Source organism: Streptomyces sp. MK7, assembly GCF_032658145.1.
GTDB lineage: Bacteria > Actinomycetota > Actinomycetes > Streptomycetales > Streptomycetaceae > Streptomyces > Streptomyces spiralis.
The window spans coordinates 1-17,386 of record NZ_JAVACL010000035.1 but is presented as its reverse complement, the minus strand read 5'-3'; the positions used below and the strand labels follow the sequence as shown (position 1 = coordinate 17,386).

Sequence of the window (17,386 nt, the reverse complement as noted above, 5' to 3'; positions counted from 1 at the left end):
ATACGGAGGTCCAGCCAGGCGGTTTCCGGGCGGACTTCAGGTCCGTCTTCAAAGTCGCTCATGGAGCTGCTTCCGCGAAGTCGGCCGGCCGCTTCTACCTGCTGTCTCACACCCTCTCGTAGAGGACCGGTTCCTCTGCATTGCCGATGAAGGCCGGGCCGCAGTGTGGTGGCAGACTTCGCCCGCCCCGAGAGGTCCAGTTCGGTTCCGTGGTCGAGCTGGGCCGGCGGGATGGCCTGATCATCGGCGCCGGAGGTGAACCGCCACTCGGTGTGGGTGGCAGTGGAGTAGAGGGTGACCTGGGCTTGCGGCCACAGATGTTATAGGGCGTTTTCCTCTCGATGCCGACGCGTGGGCGTGGCCGGTGCCGGAGCGGCGCCCGCCACGCCCTGCGTGTCAGAAGGTCAGGCTCCAGCGGTCGAGGTAGCCGGGTTCGGGTTGGAAGATGCCGGGGGTGTCGTCCGTGACCCGCAGCTTCCAGGTGCCGTTGGCGGGGACTGCGGAGGCGTCGACGGTGTACGTCGCATGGATCTCGCCTTCGCCGGTGTCCCAGTACCAGGGCTTGACCGGGATCTCCGTTCCGTTCTCGCTGACGAGGGTGACGACCTGGCCGCCGACCCAGGGGTGGACGAGGTCGATGGTCACCTTGAGGTCGCTGGGCGCGTTGCCCTTGCGGCCGGTCACGATCAACGGGGACTCGATCGTCTTCCAGTTGGGGATGTCGTAGCGGGCGGGGTTGACGAAGTAGCGCCCACCGGAGGCCAGGACGGGCCAGTCGAAGCGCACGGTGCGCCGGGCCTTGTGCTGGGCGGTGTTCTCGACGGTGACGGCCGTCTTGAAGATGCCGGCCTTCTTGGGTGTGCCGCTGATCAGGCCGGTGCGCGGGTTGATGGAGAGGCCCTTGGGCAGGTTGTGCGCGGAGTAGTTCAGCTCTCCGGCGCTGGAGCCGACCGCTTCTATCTGGCGGGTGGTGGGCTGGCCGACGGCGACGGGACGGGTGGAGGGCGCCGTGACGGCGATGTGGCTGACGTAGCGGCTGCCGACGCTGACCGCGGCCCAGGCGTTGCCGACCGCTTCATAGGTGGCGCTGCCCCGCCCGAACAGGTCGGCGGCCGCCTGGAGGGTGGCGGTGCGGGCCGCGGCGTAATCGGTGGTGCTGGTCATGTACGTGGTCAGGGCCCGGTACCAGATGTCGGTCGCGTTGCGCAGGCCGATGCCGGCGACCGGGAGGCCGTCGTAGGTGGGGCTGTCGTAGTCGACGCCGTTGATCGTCTTCTTCCCGCTGCCTTCGGACAGAAGGTAGAAGAAGTGGTTCGCCGGGCCGGAGCTGTGGTGGACGTCCTGCTTTCCGGTGTCCGGGGTCCAGTAGTCCTGTGAGGTGCCCTTGACGGGGTCGGCGTCCTTGGAGGGCTGATCCATGTAGCGCAACGGCTTGCCGGTGCCGCGGACGTCGGCGAGTTCGCCGATGGTGTAGTCGGGGACGTCGGCGGGACTGTTCGCGAAGAACTCCACGGCAGTGGCCATGATGTCGCTGGTCGCCTCGTTCAGACCGCCGGACTCGCCGGAGTAGGTGAGGTTGGCGCTGGCGTAGGTGACACCGTGGGTCATCTCATGGGCGGCGATGTCGAGTTCGGTCAGCGGGTTGGCGTTGCCGTGGCCGTCGCCGTAGGTCATGCAGAAACAGAGGTCGTCCCAGAAGGCGTTGGCGAAGCCGTCGCCGAAGTGGACGCGGGAGAGGGCTCCGACACCGTTGTCGGCGATGCCGTTGCGGCCGAAGCGTTCCTTGTAGAAGTCCCAGGTCTCGCGCTGGCCGTAAGCGGCGTCCACGGCGGCGGTCTGGCGGTCAGCATTGGTGCCGTCGCCCCAGACGTCGTCATCGTCGGTGACCAGGTCGCCGTTGCCGCCGGCGCCGGTCATGTCGTACGTCTTGTGCCCGCCGCGCTCCGGGTCGGTCAGCTCGTAGACACCGTTGTCGTTCACCGTGCCTATCTCGACCTGGCCGCTGTAGCGGCTGTGGCCGACGCCGGAGTGGATCTCCTCGACGCTTCGGAGCCGCTTACCCGTCGCGGCGTCCGTGACCACGTCGAGCCGGCTCGGCGTCCCGTCGGTCTGCGTGCCGGTGACGTAGGACTGCCAGGCGAGGGTGGGCTTGCCGTCGCCGATGAAGACGACGAGGCGGGAGTCACCGCTCGCGGCCGGGTTGCGGGTGCGCTCGTTCTTGGCCGCGGAGAGCGCGGATTTTTTCGCCTCCGCGGCGCTGACCGCCGCCTTCGTCGTGGGCACCGTGATCCGCGCGGACGACGCCTTGGTGACCGTGCGGGTGCCCGCCCGTTCGTGGACCACCAGGTCGCCGCCGATGACGGGCAGGCCGGCGTAGGTGCGCTCGTAGCGCGTGTGCACCGTGCCGTCGGCGTCTTCGATGACGTCCTTGGGTATCAGCGCCTCCTGTCCGCCCAGTCGCAGGGCGCGGGCGGTGGTGGCGCGATCGTCGGACTCCGCCTCGAGCAGCCGCTTGCGCTGCGCGGCGGAGAGCACCTCGGGGCGGCCGGCGGGACGGGACTCCGCGACGATCTTGCGCGGCGCCGCCTCGTCCCGGTCGGACGCGGCGACGGCGTCGGTCGCCGGGATGAAGGGGGTCAGCAATGCGGCGAGAGCCACGGCGGCGGTCACAGCGACAAAGCCGCGTACGCCGCGCCCGCGGCGGTCGGGAGAGGGATTCGGGGATGAAGTGGCTCCCGTGTCGAACGGGTGGCTGTTCACTCGTGCAGCTCCTTGTGTCGGCCGGTAGAACGGCCGCTCGGGAAGGGAACGTTGGAGACCCTTGACGGCTCCGAGAAAAGTGACGTGCGAGGGATGTTCGCGCGACGCGGTGGATCGTTTCAGCATGTCCGCCCTGTGTCACCACTGCGGAGATCAATGTCCGAAAGTCGGAGAACTTGTCGCCGCGGGCCCTCCAGAGAGCGGTATCGGCCACGTGCGGATTTACCGTGCGGCAACATCGGGATTACGTTGCCGAACGCCTGTTTTCAGTCATGGCTTTCTGTGTCATGCGTTGCCCGGTTGACGCGAGTATGCGCGACTTTTCGCTGACCAGGGCAGCGGCGTTGCAGCAGTCGAAGGCATCCGAGGGCTCAACGAACCTGCGGCATCGAAACTTTCGAGCCAGTACCCGAGGGTCGCTGGGTCAACCGGGTGGGCGGTGCGCCGGCGGTGTGGCAGACAGGAGCGCGCCGGACCCTGGCGAGACTCGTCCAGGTCCGCTTGGGCCGCCCGGAACCAGATCTGGTGGGAGATTGTTCGGATCGCCATCGGCCCGTCAGCCCGAATGCCCATGCTGCTCCCCGTCACCAGCCGGGCCGGGTCTCGGGCCTCATCGGGCGGGGCGGCGGCTCTTTCCCGTCGACCACCGACACCGCCCTGCGAAGGCGGTGTCCGAGCAACGACCGCACCCGGCCTCGGCGATGTCGTCATCACCGCGATGCGGCGGCCCGCGGCCCTGCCGAGCCCTGGACGAACGCCGGCGAGCCCTCCGACCGCGCCCCGCTGAGGCGGCCGTCACCCTCACCGCTTTCCTGACCGCTCTTCACCGCCCCGCCCCGCACGAGGCACCCGCAGGACGGGGCCGCAGTGGCCCGCCGGCCGACACTCGCGCTCACACCCCGGCCCGCGTCGAACGACGCGGGCCCAGGCAGTCAGGGCAAGGCAGGTGATGGGCGGTCAGTCCACCGACCGTACGGCGGGCATGGCGAGGGAGACCGGACCGGTTTCGGCGCCGCTCTTGCAGGAGTCGTGACAGTCCTTCTCCAGGCTGCAGCACAGGGAGCAGATCGCCCCGTGGTGGAAGGGGCAGTTGGCCACGTCTGGGCGCTCGAAGTCGGTCGCACATACCGAGCAGGTCAGCGTCGCCGCCGACGGCAGACCGTTCGCGCCGAGGAGCGGTTCGTCGAGGTCGTCGACGCGGGCGATGTAGTACTTGCCCTTGGTGAGCACCGCGAGCAGCGGCGAGAGCACCATCGCCAGGAACAGGGCTATGAAGGGCGAGTACGCCTTGCCGTAGTCCCCGAAGGCCTCGAAGTACGCGGCGATGGAGACCGCCGAGGCAATCAGCATCGAGCCGAAGCCCACGGGGTTGAAGTTGTGCAGGTGGGCCCGCTTGAACTCGATGTACGAGGGGCTGAGCTCGAGCGGCTTGTTGATGACCAGGTCGGCGACGACCGCGCCGATCCAGGCGATGGCCACGTTGGAGTAGAAGCCGAGTACCGTGTTGAGGAAGCCGAATACGCCGCCCTCCATCAGGGCCAGCGCGATACCGACGTTAAGGAAGATGTAGACCACGCGGCCGGGGTGACGGTGGGTCAGCCGGGAGAAGAAGTTCGACCAGGACAGTGAACCGGAGTACGCGTTCGTCGAGTTGATCTTTATCTGGGACAGGATCACGAAGAAAGTGGCGAGGCCCAGGGCCACCGGCGCGGCGAAGGTCTTGAACCCGGAGACGTACTGCTGGATGGGCTCGTTGGCCTTGGTCAGGCCCACGCTGCCGGCGATGTAGAAGGCGAGGAAGGCGCCGCCGATCTGCTTCAGCGCGCCGAGGATCACCCAGCCCGGACCGGCGGAGAGCACCGCGCCCCACCACTTCTTGGAGATCTCCGTCGTCTTGTCGGGCATGAATCGCAGGTAGTCGACCTGCTCACCGATCTGCGCGATCAGCGACAGGGCCACACCCGCACCGGCGCCGATGCCGAGCATGCTGATGCCGGATCCGGTCGGTGACTCGCCTGCGAAGTGGGTGAACTGCGAGAACCTGCCCGGCTCCTGGATGGCGATGGACACGAACGGGGCGACCATCAGCACCAGCCAGACCGGCTGCGTCCACACCTGCATCTTCGACAGCGCGGTCATGCCGTAGATCACCAGCGGCAGGATGATCAGTGAGCAGATGAGATACCCGATGGCGAGCGGGATGTGCAGACCCAACTCCAGGGCCTGCGCCATGATCGAGCCCTCGAGAGCGAAGAAGATGAAGGTGAAGCTGGCGTAGATGACCGAGGTCAGGGTCGAGCCCAGGTAGCCGAAGCCCGCGCCCCGGGTCAGCAGGTCCATGTCGATGGAGTACTTCGCCGAGTAGTAGGAGATCGGGATGCCGGTCAGGAAGATGACCACCGCTGCAGCCAGGATCGCCACCATCGCGCTGGAGAAGCCGTTGGAGATTGCGATCGAGCCGCCGATCGCGAAGTCCGCAAGATACGCGATGCCGCCCAGGGCCGTGGTGGCCACTACGTACGGAGTCCAGCGGCGGAAGGACTTCGGTGCGTAGCGCAGCGAGTAGTCCTCCAGCGTGTCGTTCTGCGTCCAGTCGTTGTACGTCCGGCTGCTCGCCGTCGCCGGCGATGCCTCTCTGTCGACGATCTCCGTCACGGCTCTTCCCTCTTCCGCATGTATGGTCACCGCCCGGACAGCCCGGGGGAGTTCCACGGAAGATTCGCGCCGCATTGTTTCTCGAACGTTTCGCATCCTTTAAGAAGGAGCTTTTTGACGAGCCTTTTTTGTGACGCGCGTAGATGAAAGGCTTCAGGTGTCAAAATCGGCCTGAAATGTAAACGCTTCAGGGTGCCTGTGGGCTGGTCTGTCAGTTGTTGCAGGAGCTTGCATAGAGCTGGTCGGTGAAGTTTTGTCAGAATTCCATGCGTGTCCGCCCCACAGGTACCGGCGTACGTGCGTGTCGTACTCCTTGCGCAACAGGCGGGCGGAGATGCCCTTGAGGGAGTTGGCCAGCTTGGAGAGCTGGACCTTCGGCGGGTAGTGCACGAGCAGGTGTACGTGATCCTCCTCGCCGTTGAACTGCTTCAGGTCGGCCTCGAAGTCCGTGCAGACCTCTCGCATGATCTCTTCGCAGCGCGTCAGCATGGCGTCCGTCATGGCCTTGCGTCGATACTTGGTGACGAACACCAAATGCACGTGCAGGTTGTAGACGACGTGACGGCCGGTGCGCATGTCAGGGTTGGGATTCCAGCGTGGTGACATAAACCAACAGTGTATGGTGACCGTCATGAGTGAACTCGGCCTGGTGAAAACGGCAGTTCGGGCACCGTGCCCGACTGGCGCTCAGCCCCGCCGAGATCCGCATCCTCGATGCCCAGGCGCATGCGGCCCGCACCATGTGGAACTGCCTCCACTCCTGGTGGACGATGACACCGAAGATGCCCGGTACGGCGGCCGGCTCGTCAAGGTTCCCGCCCCGCACACCTCCCAGCGGTGCTCAGCCTGCGGATTCACCACCCGCGGCAGCCGAGAGAGCCAGGAACTGTTCGCCTGCAAGAACCCCGACTGCGGCTGGACGGCGAACGCCGACTGGAACGCGGCCCGGAACATCTTGCACCTGTACCGGATCGGCCACGTCATCGTGGAGGTCCCGGCCGCCGGAAGGCGCGGTCGCAGGGCGGGTAAAACCGTCAAGCCTGTCGCCGCAAGGTAGACAGGAATCCCCTTCCTGAGCTTGCGAAGGGAGGGGAGAGCTTCAAAAGTTCCCCTCCCTCACGGCGCAGGGACCGGGATTCTGGAACTTCGGGTTCTTCAACGTCACCAACGGCCTTCCCGAGCGGACCATCAAGGGACACGAGACGGAGTGGGTCGATCGCTTCTCGGACATGCTGGAGTACAACAAGAACGGCGCAACGCCTCAGGACGCGGCGGTCTACGGCAACTACCTCGAGGACAGCGCGCATCTGCGGGCCAGCTTCGAGTGGTTCGGGCCCTGAACAAGGACGTCGCCGACAACGCCGTCTACGGCAAGAAGAGGCTGACGATGCCCGTGCTGGCCCTCGGCGCCCAGTACAGCCTCGGCAACATCCTCCCGGACCAGGTCCGCCACTACGGGACCGACGTCACGGGCGAGGTCGTCGCCGACTCCGGCCACTGGATGTGGGAGGAGAAGCCCGCCGAGATGACCGCGCGCCTCCTGAACTTGCTCGGCCGCTGACCCTGGCCGCTGACTGCCGGCCACAGGAACTCACCGCCCCGGCCGGCACCGCCGTGGACACGGACCGGCCAGGGCCCAGCACCAGCAGGGGTGCGGTGCCCTGGCCGGCAGGAGTGCCGGTCCGGGCGGCGGTGACAGTCCGCCCGGCGATCAGGCGATCCGCCAGGCGGCCGCACGACTGCCGAAGGCCAATGGGGCGGGGGCGAGCAGTGGCTGTCAGTCCGCCTCGGGGGCGGCGGCCACCCCCCTGGGCGCGCGTGTTCCGCGAAGGCGTCGCCTCTTCTCCCGGGACTGCGGCGCTGCCCGTCCGCAGGACCCCGAACACCGTACAGGACACGGACGACGCCACGTTCACCCGCCATCACGCCCCACAGCGCGGGCGGCTCCTGTACCCCCGCAAAGGCGGCCGAGCGAGCCGCGCTGCCGACACGCCCCGAGAGACACAACGTTCCCGTTCTTCGTGGATCCGCCATGCTTTGGCGTTCCCGCCGACATCGCACCGTCCCGTTCCGTGATTGCCGGACCGGTCTCACACTGACGTATCCAGCAATGCTGCCGGATCGATGAAAGGCCGCACACCATGCCCATGTTCAGCGACGGGATTGCCGAGACCGAACTGCCTGCCGACTCGGCCGTGACGACCGATGTCGTGGTCGTCGGTTCCGGCCCGGCGGGTGCCTCTGCCGCGCTGCTGCTGTCGACGCTGGGCGTCGACACCATCATGATCTCGAAGTACCGGTGGACGGCCAACACTCCCCGCGCGCACATCACCAACCAGCGGGCCATGGAGGTCTTTCGCGATCTCGGCATCGAGGACCAGGTGCTCGCGGACGCCACCGAACACGGCCTGGTCGGCGACACGGTGTTCTGCACGAGCATCGCCGGCGAGGAGATCGGCCGGATCCACACCTGGGGCACACGCCCCGACCGGGAGGCCGACTACCGTCTCGCGTCGCCCTGTCTGACCGTCGACATCCCACAGACCTATCTCGAGCCGATCCTGGTGCGCAACGCGACGCAGCGCGGTGCCCAGACCCGGTTCTCCACCGAGTACCTCACCCACTCCCAGGACGCCGACGGCGTCACCGTCCAGGCCCTGGACCGGCTCACCGGGCAGGAGTACAGCATCCGCGCCAAGTACCTGATCGGTGCGGACGGCGCCCGCTCCAAGGTGGCCGCGGACATCGGCCTGCCGTTCGAAGGTGCCATGGACATCGCGGGGTCGATGAACATCACCTTCAAGGCCGACATCACCCGTCACGTCGCCCATCGGCCCTCCGTTCTGTACTGGGTCATCCAGCCGGGCTCGAACGTGGGCGGCATCGGTGCCGGACTGGTGCGCATGGTCCGCCCATGGAACGAGTGGCTGATCGTGTGGGGCTACGACATCGCCGAAGAGCCCCCGGTGGTCGACGAGCAGGCCGCCGTCCAGATCGTGCGCAGCCTGCTGGGGATCCCGGATCTCGACGTGGAGATCACCGGGACCAGCCTGTGGGGCAACAACGAGATGTACGCGACCCGGCTGCAGCAAGGGCGGGTCTTCTGTGCGGGTGACGCCGTTCACCGGCACCCGCCGAGCAACGGCCTGGGGTCCAACACCTCCGTCCAGGACGCATACAACCTCGCCTGGAAGATCGCTGCCGTTCTCAAGGGGCATGCCGGTCCGTCCCTGCTGGAGACGTACAGCACCGAGCGAGCGCCCGTCGCCGAGCGCATCGTCAAGCGGGCCAACAGGTCCAGCCGCGAGTTCGTGGAGATCTTCAAGGCGCTGGGCGTCCTCGATGCGAAGACCGAGACGGAGATGGCAGCGGCCATCGAGGAGCGCAAGGCCAACACTCCTGCCGGCGCCGCCAAGCGGGCCGCCCTGGTGCGGGCGATGGACCTGAAGAACTACGAGTTCAACGCGCACGGTGTTGAACTCGGCCAGCACTACACCTCGACGGCTGTCGTCTCCGACGGCTCCGAACCGCCCGCCCCCGCACGCGATGCCGACCTCTACTACGAGATGTCCACCGTCCCCGGCGCGCACCTGCCGCACGCCTGGGTCGGCAACAGCGCGCAGCGCCGCGCTCTCATGGACCTGGCCCCCTACGACCGCTGGACACTCCTGACCGGCATCGCGGGCGAGCCGTGGGAAGAAGCGGCCGAGAAGGTCGGCCAGAGCCTGGGCATCCCGCTCACGACCGTCGTCATCGGCCCGGGCCGCGAAGTGAGCGACCTGTACTACGACTGGGCCAAGCTCCGCGAGATCGGCGAAAGCGGAGTGCTGCTGGTGCGCCCCGACAAGCACATCGCCTGGCGGGCCATGGAGCTGCCCGAGAACCCTGAAGACGAGCTGCGGCACGCCCTGCTCGCGATCCTGGGAAGGGACTGAACGCATGCAGTTCGTACACGACACGCTCCCGCAGCGGGTGCGGTTCGCCTCCGGAGCGGCCGCGGAGGGGCTCGCGGCCGAAGTCGCCGCGCTCGGCGTGCGGCGGCTGATGGTCATCGCGGGAACGGCCGAGAAGGACCTGGCCGACCGCATCACCGCGGGTCTGCCTGTGGTTCACCGGCACAACGACGTCGTCATGCACGTGCCCGGCGAGGTTGCTCAGCGGGCGCGGGCAGCCGCCGCCGAGTGGGACGTCGACGCCCTGGTCAGTGTCGGAGGCGGTTCGACCACCGGCCTCGCCAAGGCGGTCGCGCTGACCACGGGGCTGCCGATCATCGCGGTACCCACCACCTACGCCGGCTCCGAGGCCACCGCCGTCTGGGGGATGACCGAGGACTCCGTCAAGACCACCGGAACCGATCCGAAGGTCCTGCCGCGCGCGATCGTCTACGACGCCGCACTGTTGCTCTCCCTGCCCGTCGAGCTGAGCGTCGCTTCGGGCCTGAACGCCCTGGCGCACTGCGTGGACTCCATGTGGGCCCCGCGGACCGACCCCATCAACCAGGCCCTGGCCGTCGAGGGCGCCCGGGCACTGCGCGTCGGCCTGCCGATGGTCGTCGCGCAGCCGGATTCGGTGGAAGGCCGGGAAAAGGCGCTGTACGGCGCCTACCTGTCCGCGTCGGCGTTCGCGTCCGCGGGCGCCGGGCTGCACCACAAGATCTGTCACGTGCTGGGCGGCATGTTCAACCTTCCGCACGCCCAGACCCACGCCGTCGTCCTGCCGCATGTCCTCGCGTTCAACGCTCCGGGTGTTCCGGAGGCCGAGCAGCGCCTCGCCGCGGCCCTCGGCGCGCCCACCGCCAACGAGGGACTGGCACGGCTGCGTGACCAGCTGAACGCCCCGCGCTCACTGGAAGACCTCGGGATGCCCGAGGCGGGCATCCCCGACGCCGCCGAGGCCGTCGTCGCCGCTGCCCCGGCCGGCAACCCGCGGCCGGTCACTCTCGATGCGATCACCGAGCTCGTCCGCATGGCCTGGGAAGGAACCGAACCGCGATGACCCACAACACCACCGTCCCCGGTGCCCCTGTCCCGACCGAGCAGCAGGAGCGGGAGGCCGAGATCACCCGCAAGGCGGTCGAGTCCTTCGACGGCTGCACCGACCCTCGACTGCGTCAGGTCATGCAGGCACTGGTCCGCCACCTTCACGCGTTCGTACGGGAGGTCCGCCTCACCGAGCAGGAATGGAACAAGGGCATCGAGTTCCTCACCCGCACCGGTCACATCACCGACGAGCGTCGTCAGGAGTTCATCCTGCTGTCGGACGTGCTCGGCGCCTCCATGCAGACGGTCGCCGTCAACAACGAGGCGTACGGAGAGGCCACCGAAGCCACGGTCTTCGGACCGTTCTTCCTCGAGAACAGCCCCGAGATCGAGAATGGCGGCGACATCGCTCTCGGCGCCGAGGGAGAGCCCTGCTGGGTGGAAGGCACCGTCACCGATATCGCGGGCAAGCCGGTGCCCGGGGCACGGATCGAGGTGTGGGAAGCGGACGAGGACGGTTTCTACGACACCCAGTACGGCGACGACCGGATAGCGGCACGGGGACACGTCTTCACGGATTCCGACGGCCGCTACTCCCTCTGGGGTCTGACCCCGACGTCGTATCCCATCCCCCACGACGGGCCGGTGGGCAAGCTGCTGGAGGCGGTCGGCCGCTCGCCGATGCGAGCCCCGCACCTGCACTTCATGGTCAGCTCGCCCGGTCTGCGCACCCTGGTCACACACATCTTCGTCCGTGGCGGCGAGTTCCTCGACAGTGACACCGTGTTCGGGGTCAAGGAGTCGCTCGTCAAGGACTTCGAGGCGCAGCCGGCGGGTACGTCCACTCCGAACGGACGCGACCTCGGCGAGAGGGCCTGGTCCCGGGTCCGCTTCGACATCGTGCTGGCGCCCGACGGCACATGATCCGCTCCACCCGGTCTCCGGGCCGCAGATGACAGCTGCGGCCCGGAGACCGGCTGGGCTCATGCCTGTGACCGCGCCTCGCGCAGCACGTCTGTGGCCCGCAGCCCGAAACGCTCCTTGAACCGGTGGGAGAAGTGGGCGGCCGATCCGAATCCGCAACGGGCGGCCACCTCCGCAACGGTCATTTCTCCCCCCTCCTGCAACAGCGACCGGGCACGCTCCAGGCGACGCAGAAGCAGGTACTGCGGAACGGTCGAGCCACCTGAGGCGAACACACGCGACAGATGACGTTCGCTGATCCCGACGCCCCGGGCGATGCGGGCAGCCGAGAGCCCCGAGTCGGTGAGGTGCTCGTCGATGTACGCCTTGGCGACGGTCAGGTGCACCGTGGACAGGGAGGGTGGGCGACCGGTCACCACGGAGCCGAGCAGGTCCAGCAGAACGTCCTCGTCCACGCTCGCGGAGGATTCCCGGTGCAGTGCCTGAGCGACCAGCGTGGCCAGGGTCCTGGTCTGCACGATGCCGTCCTCGACGACCAGTGGCTGCGGCAGGGACGTCTGCCCGCCGAGATCACGCCACACCGCGCGCGGGACCTTGACCGCAAGCTCTTCCAGGCCGTGCGAGAAACCACGCATGAAGGGCTGGTCCGCGTCGCACACCAGCAGCTGTCCGGGATGCAGCAACTGGACCCCGTCGTCGTGGTAGAAGAAGGCGTCGCCCGCCAGGTTCAGGTAGCACGCCACGGCGTTCGAGGGGACTCGACGTATCTCCGCTCGGGGCCGTTCGACGACGTGGGGACTGCCGAGCACCCGGGCCACATGCACCCTGGGTAGCTGGAGGTTGATCTCCGTCGCGTCCAGGGCGGCGTCCTGCAGGGAACGGCAGCGCAGCCCGATCAGGGTTTGGGCATTGTGCTCTTCCCACAGGGCGATGCGTTCGGCTTCGGGCAGGCCCACGGTGCTGAATCGCACCGGAGCGCCTCTCGTCCCGCTCTTCATCCCTCCAGGGTAGAGGGCACGGTCTCGATCCCTTGAGGGCGGAGGTCACGGTCTCGCGGTGCTCGATCCGAGGTCGTCGACGCACTCTTCGATCACCGCGGAGACCTGCTCGATCGCGGGGGTGCTGCGACGGGCAAGGCGGGCGAGCGCCAGATCGATCGACTCGCTTTCGGCGAGTGGTACATAGGCCACGCTGCCGAGGCGGAGGCTCTGTACGGACTCGGGGACGAGCGCGACGCCGTGTCCGGCCGCGACGAAGACGACCAGGGTGGCCGTCTCGCCGACCTCCATCAGCGACGCGGGCTGGAATCCGGCCTGCCGGCACGCGGCCAGGACCCGGTCGTACATGGAGGAGCGGGCGCGGGACGGGTGGACGACGAACGGCTCACCGGCCAGGGCCTTAAGCGAGATGCGTCGTTGCCCTGCCAGCGGATGATGCGAGGGCAGCACGGCCACCAGGGATTCGGAGCGCAGCGGCGTGGTCCGGATGTCCTCGTGGTTCACCGCGCCACGGAGGACCGCGAGGTCGTACGTGCCGGCGAGCAGGCCGTCGACCAGGTCGGGGGTGAGGAGTTCGCCTCGCAGTTCCATGCTGATCCCGGGCAGCCGGGCACGCACGGTACGCGCGACCCGCGGCAGTACGTCGTAGGTGGCTGTGCCGATGAAGCCGATGGAGACGCGGCCGGCTTCGCCGGTGGCCAGCTCCCGCATGTGGAGCCGGGCCCGCTCCTCCTCGGCGACGAGGGCGCGTGCGTGCTCGACGAGGTGATGGCCGGCTTCGGTCAGCGCGACGTGCCGGGTGGACCGGGTGAACAGCGAGGTCCCGAGGTCCGTCTCCAGCTGTTTGATCTGTTGGGAGAGTGCCGGCTGCGCCATGTGCAGGCGGGCGGCCGCACGTCCGAAATGGCATTCCTCGGCCAGCGCCAGGAAGTACCGGATCTGCCGTAGTTCCATGAGTCCCTATTTTATATGGGTCGCTTATCAATCGATCGCGATTAGGTCTTGGACGCACTGAAGTGTGAGCTCCTACGGTGGCGGTGTGACCGACAGTTATCTCTACTCGGCAGCGCGAACCCCCTTCGGCCGGTTCTCGGGCGCTCTTGCCCATGTCCGCCCCGACGACCTCGCGGCACAGGTCATCAGCGGGACACTGGCACGGACACCCGGGCTGGAGCCGGCCGAGATCGGCGACGTGATCTGGGGAAACGCCAACGGTGCAGGTGAGGACAACCGCAACGTCGGCAGGATGGCCGTCCTGCTGGCCGGGCTGCCCACCTCGGTACCCGCCACGACCGTCAACCGTCTGTGCGGATCGTCCCTGGACGCCGCCCTCATCGCCTCGCGCGCCATCGAAAGCGGCGACGCGGACATCGTTCTCACCGGCGGGGTCGAGTCGATGACCCGGGCCCCGTGGGTCCTGCCCAAGCCCGAGCGCGCCTTCCCGCCGGGGGACGTGACCGCGGTGTCCACCACTCTCGGGTGGCGCCTGATCAACGAGCGCATGCCCAAGGAATGGACGGTCTCCCTGGGCGAGGCGAACGAGCAGCTGGCCGACCGCTTCGCCATCTCCCGGGAGCGTCAGGACGAATTCGCCGTACGCTCCCACCGTCTTGCCGACGACGCCTGGAACGCCGGCTTCTACGACGACTTGATCGTTCCCGTCACGGACCGCGACGGCACCGCTCTGCGGCGGGACGAGGGGATCCGCCCCGGTTCCACCATCGAGAAGCTCGCCACGCTCAAGCCGGCCTTCCGCACCGACGGCGTGATCACGGCCGGCAACGCCTCACCGCTGAGCGACGGCGCCTCGGCGGTCCTGCTCGGCTCGGGCTCGGCCGCGGCACGCATCGGCATCGATCCCGTGGCCCGCATAGCGGGCCGGGGAGTGTCCGCGGTGGACCCGCAGATGTTCGGTTACGCCCCCGTAGCGGCGGCGGACAGAGCACTGAAGCGTGCCGGCATCTCGTGGGCCGACGTGGCCGCGGTCGAACTGAACGAGGCATTCGCCGTGCAGGCTCTGGCCTGCGTGGACGCCTGGGACATCGATCCGGCGATCGTCAACGCCAAGGGCGGTGCCATAGCGCTCGGCCATCCGCTGGGCGCCTCCGGCGGCAGGCTTCTGGGCACGCTGTCCCGCCGCCTGCAGGAGTCGGAGCGGCGATGGGGCGTCGCGGCCATCTGCATCGGAGTCGGCCAGGCACTCGCCGTGGTCCTGGAGAACGTCACCGGGAGCAGCCGATGACCGCGCAGGTGTGCGCTGATCCGGACGAGGCGGTCGCCGGCATCCAGGACGGCTCGACGGTACTCGTGGGAGGCTTCGGAATGGCCGGCATGCCGGTGGCCCTGCTCGACGCCCTGATACGGCAGGGGGCCACGGACCTCACGGTCGTCTCCAACAACGCCGGAAACGGCGGCACCGGCCTTGCCGCGCTGCTGGCCGAGGGACGGGTGCGCAAGGTGATCTGCTCCTTCCCCCGCCAGGCGGACTCATGGGTGTTCGACGACCTCTACCGGGCGGGCAGGATCGAGCTCGAAGTGGTTCCCCAGGGCACCCTCGCCGAGCGGCTCAGGGCGGCCGGAGCAGGTATCGGCGCGTTCTTCTGCCCCACCGGCGCCGGCACGCTGCTCGCCGAGGGCAAGGAGGTACGCGAGATCAACGGCCGTATGCATGTACTGGAGTACCCCATCAGCGGAGACGTGGCGCTGATCAGTGCCCACCGTGCCGACCGGATGGGCAACCTCGTCTACCGCAAGACCGCCCGGAACTTCGGCCCCGTCATGGCCACGGCGGCCACCACGGTGGTCGCCCAGGTCCGCCGGATCGTCGAGACCGGCGCGATCGACCCGGAAACCGTTGTGACACCCAGCATCTTCGTCGATCGCGTGGTAGAGGTGGCTGATCACGCATGACCCAGAATCCTCCGGTCGCGAGCGGACAGGGCCCGCTGAGCAAGCACGAGGTCGCCGCCCTGGTGGCTCGTGACATTCCGCAAGGTGCCTACGTCAACCTGGGCATCGGCCAGCCGACCCTCGTCGCTGACCACTTGGCCGCCGGTTCCGGCGTCGTCCTGCACACCGAGAACGGCATGCTCAACATGGGACCCGCCGCGGCAGAGGGACAGGCCGATCCGGACCTGACCAACGCCGGCAAGGTCCCCGTCACCGAACTGCCCGGAGCCGCCTACTTCCACCACGCCGACTCCTTCGCGATGATGCGCGGCGGACATCTGGACATCTGCGTTCTCGGTGCGTTCCAGGTCTCCGCACACGGCGACCTGGCCAACTGGCACACGGGTGCGCCCGACGCCATTCCCGCGGTGGGCGGGGCCATGGACCTCGCGATCGGGGCGAAGCAGGTCTTCGTGATGATGGACCTCTTCACCAGGGACGGAGCGCCCAAGCTGGTAGGTGAGTGCAGCTACCCGCTCACCGGGCTCGCCTGTGTGAACCGCGTCTACACGGACCTGGCGGTGTTCGACATCACCCCGCGCGGGCTCAGCGTGAGGCAGACCTTCGGCATCGATGTGCCTGAACTCGCCGATCGCCTGGACCTGCCCTTGCTCGGCGTGGACGCGTGACCCTGCGAGCCGCTCGTCACGATCTTCGGAAACCGCGATCACCATCTGGTGGATCACGGCGGAGTGACACCCGGCCGGAAGCGAGGACGAGATCGAGGGTGCCCTGGCGCTCATGGACACGATGACCGTCGACGCTCTCGAAGGCCCCGACTTCGTCGATCACTGCACCCAGGCCCTGGAGCAGGTGATCGAGGCCAAGCGCGAGCACCGGGAGCCGCCGGCCGCACCGGAGCCGGAGGCCGAGCCCGGCCGGGTGCTGGACCTGATGGCCGCGCTGAACGCCTCCGTGCAGCAGGCCAGACAGGCACGCGGCGAGGGCCAGGGGGCCGAGGTCCACGAGATGCCCGCACCGAAGAAGAAGGCCGCGAAGAAGCAGCCCGCCAAGAAGACCGCCGCGAAGAAGACGACGGGGAAGAAGACGGCCGGCCGCCGGCCACGGAGCACGTGAGGTGCAGCAGGCGCGGGGCTACCGCCCACGCCTGTCAAGGGATGTCTGGTCACGCGCTTGCCGCGCGGTCAGCCTCACCCGTCCAGGTAGCCCAGCGCGGCGTCGGGCCGGCAGTGCCCGCACGCGTCGACGCCCTCGCTCAGCGCCCGCAGGGCGACGTCCCGCGGTACGGCTTTCCAGCGTTTGCCGGCCATGTGGCAGCCGCCGACGTGCACGGCGAGCGGCGGCGCATTGCGGTTCAGGCTGCTCTCCAGGATCCAGTCGGGTATCGACGGCCGGGCCCTTTCACCTCGCCGCCGTTCCTGCTCGCGGCGTTCGGCGTCGGCGATCTGCCGCCGTACCCGGTCCAGGGTGAGGACGAGCCAGGTCTCCAGAGTGCGGAGACGGGGCAGGTCAGGCGGCAGATCGGTCACACGTTCGATTCTATGGTCGGGGTGGAAGACTGCAATCCAAAGGGGCCGGTGTCCTGTGACATCCAAGCTTGAGCGTTGCCACCGAAGAGTGATGGCCAGTGGTTCGTGCCATCGAAGTTTGACCAGCCGGGGTGCTGGTGTGCCAGGGGTAGGGGTTGTGGGCTCGCGGAGGGCCTGCGCTTCGGCCCGGCCTTGAGGGGGCCTGTTGCCGTCGCGGGCGGGTCTCAAGTCTCCGTTCGTCGGGTTGACCCGTGGTGGTCGCAGCGACGACGGAATATCGCGCGGTACTCTCTCGGCCGCTGGCCCGTATGTCTGGCAAAGATGCTGCTGAACGCCCCAGGGTCGCCGTACCCGACGTCGGCGGCGATGCTCGCGACGGTCCTGTCGGTCGTCTCCAGCAGGTGTCTGGCTCGACGCACCCGGACCGTCTGCAGGTACGCGAGTGGCGTCTCGCCGGCTTCGTCGCCGAAGCGGCGGAGCATGGTTCTCGTGCTTACGTGGAACTCCTGGGCGAGGGCGGGCAGGTCATAGCGAGCACTGAGGTTCTGGTCGAGCCACCGCTTGACGCTGAGCGAGAACTCCCTGCCCACAGTGGGTATGAGCCCCGGGTCGACATAGGGAGCCTGCGTGG

At 68.1% G+C, this 17,386-nt stretch carries 14 protein-coding genes and 2 pseudogenes; 9 read left to right on the top strand and 7 right to left on the bottom strand.

Going from position 1 to position 17,386, the window contains the following annotated elements:
- Positions 1–396: 396 nt before the first annotated feature.
- The 3 genes and pseudogenes from R2S09_RS29570 to tnpA all read right to left on the bottom strand — a co-directional run.
- Positions 397–2,658: a M4 family metallopeptidase gene (locus R2S09_RS29570; RefSeq protein ID WP_316744343.1), complete on the bottom strand. Its 2,262-nt coding sequence runs from the start codon at positions 2,656–2,658 to the stop codon at positions 397–399.
- 1,059 nt (positions 2,659–3,717) lie between these two features.
- Entirely contained in the window at positions 3,718–5,415 is a 1,698-nt protein-coding gene (locus tag R2S09_RS29565) for a hypothetical protein (protein ID WP_316744342.1), read from the bottom strand.
- Positions 5,416–5,676: 261 nt separating this feature from the next.
- A pseudogene (gene tnpA / locus R2S09_RS29560) lies at positions 5,677–6,021 on the bottom strand (IS200/IS605 family transposase); the annotation flags it as partial.
- A gap of 178 nt (positions 6,022–6,199) precedes the next feature.
- Between tnpA and R2S09_RS29555 the strand changes: the two are divergent.
- The 5 genes and pseudogenes from R2S09_RS29555 to R2S09_RS29535 form a co-directional block, all read left to right on the top strand.
- Positions 6,200–6,472, top strand: a pseudogene (locus tag R2S09_RS29555) (zinc ribbon domain-containing protein); the annotation flags it as partial.
- 267 nt (positions 6,473–6,739) lie between these two features.
- Entirely contained in the window at positions 6,740–6,976 is a 237-nt protein-coding gene (locus R2S09_RS29550) for an alpha/beta fold hydrolase (RefSeq protein ID WP_306192139.1), read from the top strand.
- Between the two features lie 580 nt (positions 6,977–7,556).
- Positions 7,557–9,350: an FAD-dependent monooxygenase gene (locus R2S09_RS29545; protein ID WP_306192140.1), complete on the top strand. Its 1,794-nt coding sequence runs from the start codon at positions 7,557–7,559 to the stop codon at positions 9,348–9,350.
- 4 nt (positions 9,351–9,354) lie between these two features.
- A complete protein-coding gene (locus tag R2S09_RS29540) occupies positions 9,355–10,410 on the top strand; it encodes a maleylacetate reductase (RefSeq protein ID WP_316744341.1) in 1,056 nt (351 codons plus the stop codon).
- Positions 10,407–11,318 carry an intradiol ring-cleavage dioxygenase gene (locus R2S09_RS29535; protein WP_306192144.1) on the top strand — a complete coding sequence of 304 codons (912 nt, stop codon included), beginning with the start codon at positions 10,407–10,409 and terminating at the stop codon, positions 11,316–11,318. Before R2S09_RS29540 ends, R2S09_RS29535 begins: the two co-directional genes overlap by 4 nt.
- 59 nt (positions 11,319–11,377) lie before the next feature.
- On the opposite strand, the gene R2S09_RS29530 is transcribed toward R2S09_RS29535, so the two are convergent.
- Together R2S09_RS29530 and R2S09_RS29525 are read right to left on the bottom strand one after the other, a co-directional pair.
- Positions 11,378–12,289, bottom strand: coding sequence for a helix-turn-helix domain-containing protein (locus R2S09_RS29530; RefSeq protein ID WP_306192145.1), 912 nt, complete (start codon positions 12,287–12,289; stop codon positions 11,378–11,380).
- Positions 12,290–12,361: 72 nt separating this feature from the next.
- Positions 12,362–13,270, bottom strand: coding sequence for a LysR substrate-binding domain-containing protein (locus tag R2S09_RS29525; RefSeq protein WP_306192146.1), 909 nt, complete (start codon positions 13,268–13,270; stop codon positions 12,362–12,364).
- An 85-nt stretch (positions 13,271–13,355) separates the two neighbouring features.
- Between R2S09_RS29525 and R2S09_RS29520 the strand changes: the two genes are divergently transcribed.
- From R2S09_RS29520 to R2S09_RS29505, 4 genes are all read left to right on the top strand, one after another.
- Positions 13,356–14,558 (top strand): thiolase family protein, encoded by a 1,203-nt coding sequence (locus tag R2S09_RS29520; protein WP_316744338.1) that lies wholly within the window; start codon positions 13,356–13,358, stop codon positions 14,556–14,558.
- A complete protein-coding gene (locus tag R2S09_RS29515) occupies positions 14,555–15,226 on the top strand; it encodes a 3-oxoacid CoA-transferase subunit A (RefSeq protein ID WP_316744337.1) in 672 nt (223 codons plus the stop codon). Before R2S09_RS29520 ends, R2S09_RS29515 begins: the two co-directional genes overlap by 4 nt.
- Positions 15,223–15,894, top strand: coding sequence for a 3-oxoacid CoA-transferase subunit B (locus R2S09_RS29510; protein ID WP_306192149.1), 672 nt, complete (start codon positions 15,223–15,225; stop codon positions 15,892–15,894). Before R2S09_RS29515 ends, R2S09_RS29510 begins: the two co-directional genes overlap by 4 nt.
- 112 nt (positions 15,895–16,006) lie before the next feature.
- The gene (locus R2S09_RS29505; protein ID WP_316744335.1) at positions 16,007–16,342 is read left to right on the top strand and encodes a hypothetical protein; all 336 of its coding nucleotides are present in this window, start codon (positions 16,007–16,009) and stop codon (positions 16,340–16,342) included.
- A gap of 74 nt (positions 16,343–16,416) precedes the next feature.
- Here R2S09_RS29505 and R2S09_RS29500 read toward each other — a convergent pair whose 3' ends face one another.
- Together R2S09_RS29500 and R2S09_RS29495 are read right to left on the bottom strand one after the other, a co-directional pair.
- A complete protein-coding gene (locus R2S09_RS29500; protein WP_316744334.1) occupies positions 16,417–16,755 on the bottom strand; it encodes a DUF6233 domain-containing protein in 339 nt (112 codons plus the stop codon).
- Positions 16,756–16,979: 224 nt separating this feature from the next.
- A partial coding sequence (locus R2S09_RS29495) for a helix-turn-helix domain-containing protein (protein WP_316744332.1) occupies positions 16,980–17,386 on the bottom strand: 407 nt, incomplete at its 5' end.

What these genes read in the sequence shown, in the direction of transcription:
- R2S09_RS29545 (WP_306192140.1), top strand. Translation starts at nt 7,557, where the DNA reads ATGCCCATGTTCAGCGACGGGATTGCCGAGACCGAACTGCCTGCCGAC.
- R2S09_RS29540 (WP_316744341.1), top strand. Translation starts at nt 9,355, where the DNA reads ATGCAGTTCGTACACGACACGCTCCCGCAGCGGGTGCGGTTCGCCTCC.
- R2S09_RS29535 (WP_306192144.1), top strand. Translation starts at nt 10,407, where the DNA reads ATGACCCACAACACCACCGTCCCCGGTGCCCCTGTCCCGACCGAGCAG.
- R2S09_RS29525 (WP_306192146.1), bottom strand. Translation starts at nt 13,270, where the DNA reads ATGGAACTACGGCAGATCCGGTACTTCCTGGCGCTGGCCGAGGAATGC.
- R2S09_RS29515 (WP_316744337.1), top strand. Translation starts at nt 14,555, where the DNA reads ATGACCGCGCAGGTGTGCGCTGATCCGGACGAGGCGGTCGCCGGCATC.
- R2S09_RS29510 (WP_306192149.1), top strand. Translation starts at nt 15,223, where the DNA reads ATGACCCAGAATCCTCCGGTCGCGAGCGGACAGGGCCCGCTGAGCAAG.
- R2S09_RS29505 (WP_316744335.1), top strand. Translation starts at nt 16,007, where the DNA reads ATGGACACGATGACCGTCGACGCTCTCGAAGGCCCCGACTTCGTCGAT.